We start from the raw sequence: 8,168 nt of genomic DNA on the forward strand, positions 1-8,168 counted from the left end.
TAGCCCATCAGGGTCCGATGCCTACAAAGACGGCATCATGAAAGAGACCGGATACACGTAGGCAGTCGTACCTATTCGCTATTGATAAAAGTGCTTGCAATAGAGGAGGAGTCCATACACGTCAATATAAGGCCATAGAGGGGGCGAGACGGCCCTGTGCGAGATCGAAATTAGTTAAATCGATACTACACTGAATACAAGTGTTGCAATGCCGGGTGCTTTGATGAGCTTTTGAATTATTCATAAAGCGTTTCCCGTAATAACAACAAAAACAAGTTGGATAGCCCGGAATTGATCCGGGCTTTTTTTTCAATTTTTTTTGAGAGGGACTCAATTGTTTGGGATTCGCCTAAAAGTAATAGGCCTAATCTGGACTTTCCTAAAACGATCGTACATTAAGGTGCTGCATCTCCAGGCTGTGAACGAAAGCAATAACCTACTTAGGTCGCAAATTCGTGCAAAGAGACAATTAAAGTTAGGTAAGTGATGGAGAAGTTAAACACCTTTCCTATAGTTAAAGGGAAGCTGTTGAAATGGAAAGGTCAAAGCGACCAAGGAAAACCAAGCGTAACCGGAGTTTATGGGCTAAACCTATAAAAGAAGACGAAAAATTGACGATAACCTCGCGTGATGCAAGGGAAGTAGTGTCGGTTAAATCTTAAATTTGGAAAAAGCAGTGCAGACATTATATCGATCTAACATTTTGGTGTTGGCAGTCTTGTTTTTTATTGCCGGCTCCACCTATGCCATGACCCTGAAAGAAGCGGTTGATATGGCCGCTATGAACAATCCGTCAGTGCAGGCTGCCTGGAATGCCTTTCATGCCTCCGGGGATGGGCTTCGAGCCGCGGAGGGTGGCTTTCTGCCAACGCTGGACTTCAATGCGGAAGTGGGCTCTGAACGGTATGAAAACCAACAGAATATAAGTCGAAACTACACGACCAACAGTTACCGATTAACATTAACGCAAATGTTGTTTGATGGGTTTTTTACAAAAGAGGACGTCGCAAAACAAAAGTTTTTCCAGTTAGCGAAATATTATGAATTCCGACAGATCTCGGAAGATATAGCAGAAGAAACCGCTCAGGCGTATTTGGATATATTGCGGTACAGAAAATTAGTGGAACTGACAAAGAACAATTACCGCCAACACCTGCGCTATCATAGCGACATTGAGAGTCGTGCAAAAACCGGTTTTGGGCGTGGTGTGGACTTAGATCAATCCACCGCTCGCTTAGCGTTAGCTGAAGCCAATGTGTTAACGGAAATTACTAACCTGCACGATGTGTCTGCCCGCTTTCTGCGATTAGTTGGAATATTGCCGCCAATGAAATTGGACGTTCCGGACTTACCGGAACAAGACATTCCCGATAATCTGAAAGATACGTTGTTAGAGGCTTATGGAAGCAATCCATCCCTAAATGCGTCAATTGAAAGTATCAGGGTTGCGAAAGCGGATTTCAGAGGAACAAAAGCGCCGATGATGCCACGATTTGACTTACGTTTACGTAAGCAAATTGATGATAATTTGCAGGGAGTAAATGGTCAGTACGACGAGGAAGCCATCGAGCTGGTTGCAGGATATAACTTGTATCGAGGTGGATCTGATAGGGCGCGTAGACGACAGTCGAAAAATCTTGTTTTTGAAGCAGAAGATAACAGGGATAGAGTGTGTCGTGAAGTTCGCCAGATCGTGACTATCGCTTACAACGATATTAAAACCACTACCCAATTAATAGCCTTTTTGGAACGTAATGAAACTGCAATCTCACGTGCTCGTAATGCCTATCAAAAACAGTTTGATATAGGTAAGCGAACATTGCTGGATTTACTCGATTCAGAAAATGAGTATTTCGATTCGCAGCGCAATTTGATTAATGGAAAGAGTGAAGTCCAGGCGGCTCAAATCCGCACGCTTGCGGGCATGGGTAAATTGCTGCAGGCGTTAGGACTGGATAACACCCGGGACCTGGATCAGGAAGAGCTGCAGGTGGAACGTGAAGAAGAACTGGCCGCGCGTTGTCCTGCGTCCGCTCCTCAGATGGAACCACTTGACCTGGATATCAACTCAATTATTACACCGCCCGACCAGGTCTCGCCAACTGAGCGTCCAAGAAAAGGGTTGCGGATGGACGTTAACTTCAACCATAGATCAGCAATACTCAATGACAGTACCACCGCAGAAATTGTTAAGGCAGCTGCGTTTTTGTGTAGTCATCCAGATGTGTTCGCAATGTTGGAAGGTCATACCGATTCAACCGGCTCTGAAAGCTTCAATATAATATTATCCGAAGCCCGGGCTGAGTCGGTCAAGTCGGCGATTATTGCTCAATGTGCCGATTCAGAAAGTCGCATCAGCACGGTTGGTCGCGGTGAAACAGATAGCATTGCTTCGAACGAGACGGAAGAGGGGCGGGCTTTGAATCGACGTGTAGAATTGATTATGGAAGAGAGAAAATCCACTAACTGATATGTTGCATCGGTTTATACAGGCTCTTTTACCTGCAACGATGTTATGTATAAACGGATGTTACGTTATGGGAAATAAATAATTGCACAGTCAGACTGATCCATTATTAGAGTGTCTACTGGTTCTTGGAAGCTATTATGGGCAAGCGACCACACGCGAAGCTTTGATTGCGGGTTTGCCTCTGAGCAATCGTATTCTTGACCCTTCTCTATTTTCTCGTTCAGCGAGACGATTAGGTCTGAGTTCCAGAATCTTCAAAAAGTCGCTTGGTTCGATCAATAAGTCACTATTGCCTGCGGTTTTACTCCTGGAAGACGATCAGGCGTGTTTGCTTATGGAGGTTACTGCAGACAGAAATGCAAAAGTAATCTTTCCTGAGTTAGGAGATGCTTTAGCCGAGATATCATTAGATGAACTTGAGTCAAAATACATCGGTCAAGTTATCTTCGTTCGACCCGGATTTCGATTTGATCAGCGCAGCCCGGAATTAAAACAGCATAAGGTGCAACATCATTGGTTCTGGAGTAGTTTAAAAGAAAACACGAACCTTTATCGCGATGTGTTGCTGGCGGCATTTTTCATTAATTTGCTGGCTGTCGCACTCCCTTTATTCACAATGAATGTTTACGACCGTGTCATTCCGAACGCAGCTCTGGAGACATTATGGACGCTGGCAGTGGGTGTGATTATCGTCGTTTTTGCTGACGCGATGTTGCGTACTATCCGGGGCTACTATCTGGACCTGGCAAACAAACGGATCGATATTCAGCTGTCGGCTGACATTATGGAGAGAGTGCTGGGAATAAGAATGGAGTTGAGGCCTGTTTCCGCAGGTTCTTTTGCTGCAAATCTACGTTCATTTGAAACGATTCGGGATTTTATAACATCAGCGACTATTACTGCGGTCATTGATCTACCGTTCACGTTTATATTTATTGGGCTGATCTTCTGGATCGCAGGTCCGATGGCGATTCCGGTATTGGCAGGTGTACTTTTCGTCATATTATTTGCCTTAACTACTCAGGGTAAAATGCAGGAGCTAACTGAAACCACTTACCGCGCAAGTGCGTTGAGAAATTCCACTTTAATTGAGAGCCTGGTGGGCCTGGATACGGTCAAAGCGATGGCTGCCGAGAGTATTATGCAAAAGCGATGGGAACATTCAGCATCGTTTTTGGCGAGGGTGTCGATTCAGTTACGAACCCTGGCATCTTTCAACATGAATCTGGTTATGTGGGCTCAGCAATCCGTTACAATCGCGGTGATTATCTCCGGCGTCTATCTTATTAGTGAGGGGGAACTGTCAATGGGAGGGCTGATTGCCTGCTCTATGTTGACGGGACGAGCGATGTCGCCTCTTGGAGCCATCGCAGGTTTGCTTGCGCAGTTCCACAACGCTAAAACAGCCTATCATTCATTAAATGAAATCATGCATACACCTATCGAGCGTCCTGAAAATGCTCGATTCATCCACCGGCAAAAGTTTCAAGGCAAGATTGAATTCAAAAATGTGACGTTTACCTATCCTGGCAATGATACACCTTCCCTCAAAAATGTGAGTTTCATAATTGAACCTGGCGAGCATGTTGCTGTTCTGGGTCGAATCGGATCAGGAAAAAGTACGCTTAAAAAGCTGGTTATCGGGATGTATCAACCGAGTGAAGGTTCTATTTTAATCGATGGTATCGATATCCGACAATTAGATCTGGCTGAGTTACGGCAACAGGTCGGGTATGTCGCACAAGATGTCACATTGTTCTATGGAAGCCTGAGAGAAAATATTGTTTTGGCGCATCCACAAGCGGATGACGAAGCAATAATCAGAGCAGCTGAATTTGCTCACTTATCGGATTTTATTAATACGCACCCGAAGGGGTTTGATATGTTGATTGGCGAGCGGGGTGAATCGTTATCCGGTGGTCAGCGCAAATCAGTCGCCCTAGCGAGGTCGGTGATACATGATCCGCAAATTCTACTTTTGGATGAACCCACGGGATCTATGGATCATTCCACAGAGACATGGGTTACTCGAAAGTTAAAGGCTTATGGGAAAGGAAGGTCACTACTAATTTCAACACACAGAACGTCAATACTCAATTTGGTCGATCGAATACTGGTTATTGACAGCGGAAAAGTCGTGGCAGATGGACCTCGTGACAGTGTTGCTGAAGCACTCCGAGAAGGCCGCATAGGTAAGGCTTCGTGATGAAGGACGACAATGAAAGCGGGCGCAATCCCCGAGTTTCAGCCAAAGGCAAATTGGAGGGCATGCTGAACGCCCTTGATACGACGGAAGAGCAATCCGACGTATTGGGCTGGGAAGAAAATGCAGATAAAGCGAGGGTCGCGCAAAATCCGATAAAAACCCGCCTCATTTTTTATGTGATTTGTATATCCATTGTGGCAATTATTGTTTGGTCCGCTTATGCGGAGATCGATCAGGTTACTAGAGGCGAGGGTAAGGTTATACCTTCTCAAAAGGTTCAGATTCTGCAGTCTCTTGATGGCGGTGTGATAACCGATATCAAAGTAAGAGAGGGGCAGGTGGTTGAGAAAAACCAACTGATTGTGAAACTGGACGCGACCCGCTTTGTTTCGAACTTTCAGGAAAGCCGGGCCGAATGGTTGGCATTAAAAGCGAAGTCAGTTCGTCTTGAGGCGTTAGCAGAAGGTACGGATTTCAAAATTTCAGACGAGCTTATGGAAGAAGCTCCGGATTTGGTGAATCAGGAAACTATTTTATATCATTCCAGCCTGAAGGAGCTGGAGGTGTTGAAGGAAATTGCCGTTCAGCAAATAGAGCAACGAGAGCAGGAACTCGTTGAGGCGAGGTCTCATCGAGATCAGGCAGAGAAGGCGTTGAAACTCTCGTCCAGGGAACTGGAGGTGACCAAACCCTTAGTGGAATCCGGAGCAGTGTCTGAAGTTGAAATTCTGCGGCTGGAAAGAGACGTTGCTAATATGATGGGTGAGCGTGATCAGGCGCTCGCTCAAATAAACAGGCTTATATCCGCTAAGTTGGAAGCAAGACAAAAAATTCTGGAAGTTGAACTCAATTTTAAAAATGAGATTCGTGAAGATCTATCACTTACCATGGCTAGGCTTAATGCATTAGGGAAATCAAGTTTAGGCCTCAGCGATAGAGTCAATCAAACATCCGTTCGATCACCGGTTCGCGGTACTGTTAAACGTTTGTTCTACAATACTATAGGGGGTGTCGTTCTCCCCGGAAAGGAGGTGGTAGAGATCATTCCCTTGGATGACACTTTATTGTTGGAGGCCCGCATAAAGCCTCAGGATATTGCTTTTTTACGGCCGGAACAGAAAGCAAATGTAAAATTTACGGCGTATGATTTTGTTGTGTATGGGGGATTGGAAGCCCAGATAGAGCATATAGGGGTAGATACGGTAATGGACGACAATGGAAATCCATTCTATGTTGTTCAGGTTAGAACTACGGAGTCCGACCTGGGAGAGGGAAAGCCCATTATTCCTGGTATGGTAGCCTCTGTCGATATCATGACTGGCAAGAAAACCATTCTTACCTACATACTGAAGCCATTGCTTAGAGCTAAGCAATATGCGTTAACGGAACGGTGATGACGCCTTTATTTTTAAGTACTTCAAACAAGTTGTTAAGCGATTGGGAGAACGCATTTCCAGGCGCACGTCTTTTGAAAGGGTTGCCTAAAAGCATTGATGCTTTTGAGAACGAAATTGTGTTGGTCGATATCAGTTCATTGTCGATAGATGAAAAAAGAAATTGGCTAAATGTTGTTTTGAGTAGTAGTAAAAAAGTGATTGTACTTAATTCCATGCCCAACGAAGTCGAGGCCTTATCTGTCATTAAGCTCGGTGCCCGCGGTTATGGTCATGCCCATTCCGGATCACTACGGTTACGGGAAATGGTCGTTGTTGTGGAGCACGGTGGAGTTTGGGTTGGCAACAAGGTACTAAAACGGATTTTAGCGGGTATCGATAGCAATCAACCACAAGGCGAAAAGTCTAAACAGGATCCCTCTTTTCCTAATCCGATTTCGGGCCTCAGCGCACGAGAGTCGATGGTCGCTAAAGGTGTCGCTATGGGAGCGACCAACGCTGAGATTTCGGAAAAACTAAATATTACAGAGCGCACAGTTAAGGCCCATATCAGTTCAATATTCGATAAGATTGGTGTTAGAAATCGAGTGGAATTAGCTTTGAAAATCAATGATCTCCCTTCTTTAAGTTCCTCTACCTCCTCGTCTTCCTCTGAGAGCGCCTGATAGGCAACTGTCCTTAAGTACAATACCGAAATTTCAGTTGTCTACTAGGCTTTAAAATAAGCTAATTTTATTTTCTTCTATGTGATTTAGGATGTGTACATGAACCCCATTGCTACGGTTGTTGCGGTAACTGGTAAAGCGTTTGCTCGAAATGAATTAGGTGAGTTGAGAGCACTTAGCCCCGGCGACGTACTATACGAAGGCGAAGTTATTGTCACTGAGGATAACGCTTTTGTAGACCTTAAGATGGCCGATGGAAGCTCGCTTATCTTTGATGGTTTAGTCGAGGTGACACTGACTAATGAGCTGCTCGCCAGTAGCGATGTTAATGTTCAGGAGGAATCTCTCGAGGACGAGGATGTCACCGCATTGCTTGAGGCTCTTGAGAGCGGAATAGATCTTAATGAGGTTCTGGAAGAAACTGCGGCTGGCGGATCTGCCACAAGTGAGGGGCATAGCTTTGTACGCCTGGCAAGAATCACGGAAGACTTAACGCCTTTTGAAAATGAAGTGCCCCAATTTGCTGATATTGAACTAGTAAATTTAGACGGCATTTCTGAAGATAGAGCGACCGGTTTGGATGCTGGTAACAGTATCCCCCAAGATTCTGATGTAACGAACATAAGCTTGTCTGCAACTGATACTGTAATTGAAGGCGGCACGATCACCTATACAGCAACGTTGGACAATCCTGCCGACACTGTAATGACGGTTATATTGAGTAATGGTGAGGTGATCATCATCGCGGCGGGTGATACGTCCGGTACCGTTGATGTTGTCGCGAGCGACGATGCTTTTATCGGAGGTGATAGCGCGTCAGTTACGATCACCTCCACCAGCGGCGGAAACTTTGATAATTTGGTTGTAGATGCTACCCCGGCAATAACTACGATCAATGACGATGCAGATGAAACCAATCTTACACTGTCGGCGACTGACACGGTTAGCGAAGGTGGCACGATTACCTATACGGCCACGCTAGATAATCCAGCTGGTACTGCGATGACCGTTACTTTGAGTAGTGGGCAAGTAATTAGCATCGCTGCAGGAGCAATATCCGGCACCGTCGATGTTGTCGCGAGCGACGATGTCTATGCTGGTGGCGATACGGCTTCGGCCACGATAGCTTCTACCAGCGGTGGCAACTTCGAGAACCTGGTCGTCGATAACGCTTCGGCATCCACAACGATTAATGACGATGCGGATGAATCGAACCTGACATTGTCAGCGACTGACACGGTTAGTGAAGGTGGCACGATTACCTACACGGCTATGCTGGATAACCCAGCCGATACGGCGATGACGGTTACTCTGAGTAATGGCGAAGTGATCAACATCGCAGCGGGCGATACCTCAGGAACCGTTGATGTAGTCACGAATAATAACGTTTATGCAGGAGATAGTTCCGCATCGGCATCGATCGTATCTTACTC

At 45.6% G+C, this 8,168-nt stretch carries 5 protein-coding genes; all 5 read left to right on the forward strand.

Annotation, left to right across the window (positions count from 1 at the left end; all coding sequences use genetic code 11):
- Positions 1–676 precede the first annotated feature (676 nt).
- Positions 677–2,470 (forward strand): TolC family outer membrane protein, encoded by a 1,794-nt coding sequence (locus FT643_RS22410; protein ID WP_198043817.1) that lies wholly within the window; start codon positions 677–679, stop codon positions 2,468–2,470.
- An 82-nt stretch (positions 2,471–2,552) separates the two neighbouring features.
- Complete coding sequence (locus tag FT643_RS22415) at positions 2,553–4,676, forward strand: type I secretion system permease/ATPase (RefSeq protein WP_156873637.1); 2,124 nt, start codon at positions 2,553–2,555, stop codon at positions 4,674–4,676.
- Entirely contained in the window at positions 4,676–6,070 is a 1,395-nt protein-coding gene (locus FT643_RS22420) for an HlyD family type I secretion periplasmic adaptor subunit (RefSeq protein ID WP_156873638.1), read from the forward strand. The genes FT643_RS22415 and FT643_RS22420 overlap by 1 nt, the downstream gene beginning before the upstream one ends.
- Positions 6,070–6,735 carry a response regulator transcription factor gene (locus FT643_RS22425; protein WP_156873639.1) on the forward strand — a complete coding sequence of 222 codons (666 nt, stop codon included), beginning with the start codon at positions 6,070–6,072 and terminating at the stop codon, positions 6,733–6,735. Before FT643_RS22420 ends, FT643_RS22425 begins: the two co-directional genes overlap by 1 nt.
- A 99-nt stretch (positions 6,736–6,834) precedes the next feature.
- The coding region (locus FT643_RS22430; protein ID WP_156873640.1) for a retention module-containing protein at positions 6,835–8,168 on the forward strand (1,334 nt) is incomplete at its 3' end.

Source organism: Ketobacter sp. MCCC 1A13808 (assembly GCF_009746715.1).
Classification (GTDB): domain Bacteria; phylum Pseudomonadota; class Gammaproteobacteria; order Pseudomonadales; family Ketobacteraceae; genus Ketobacter.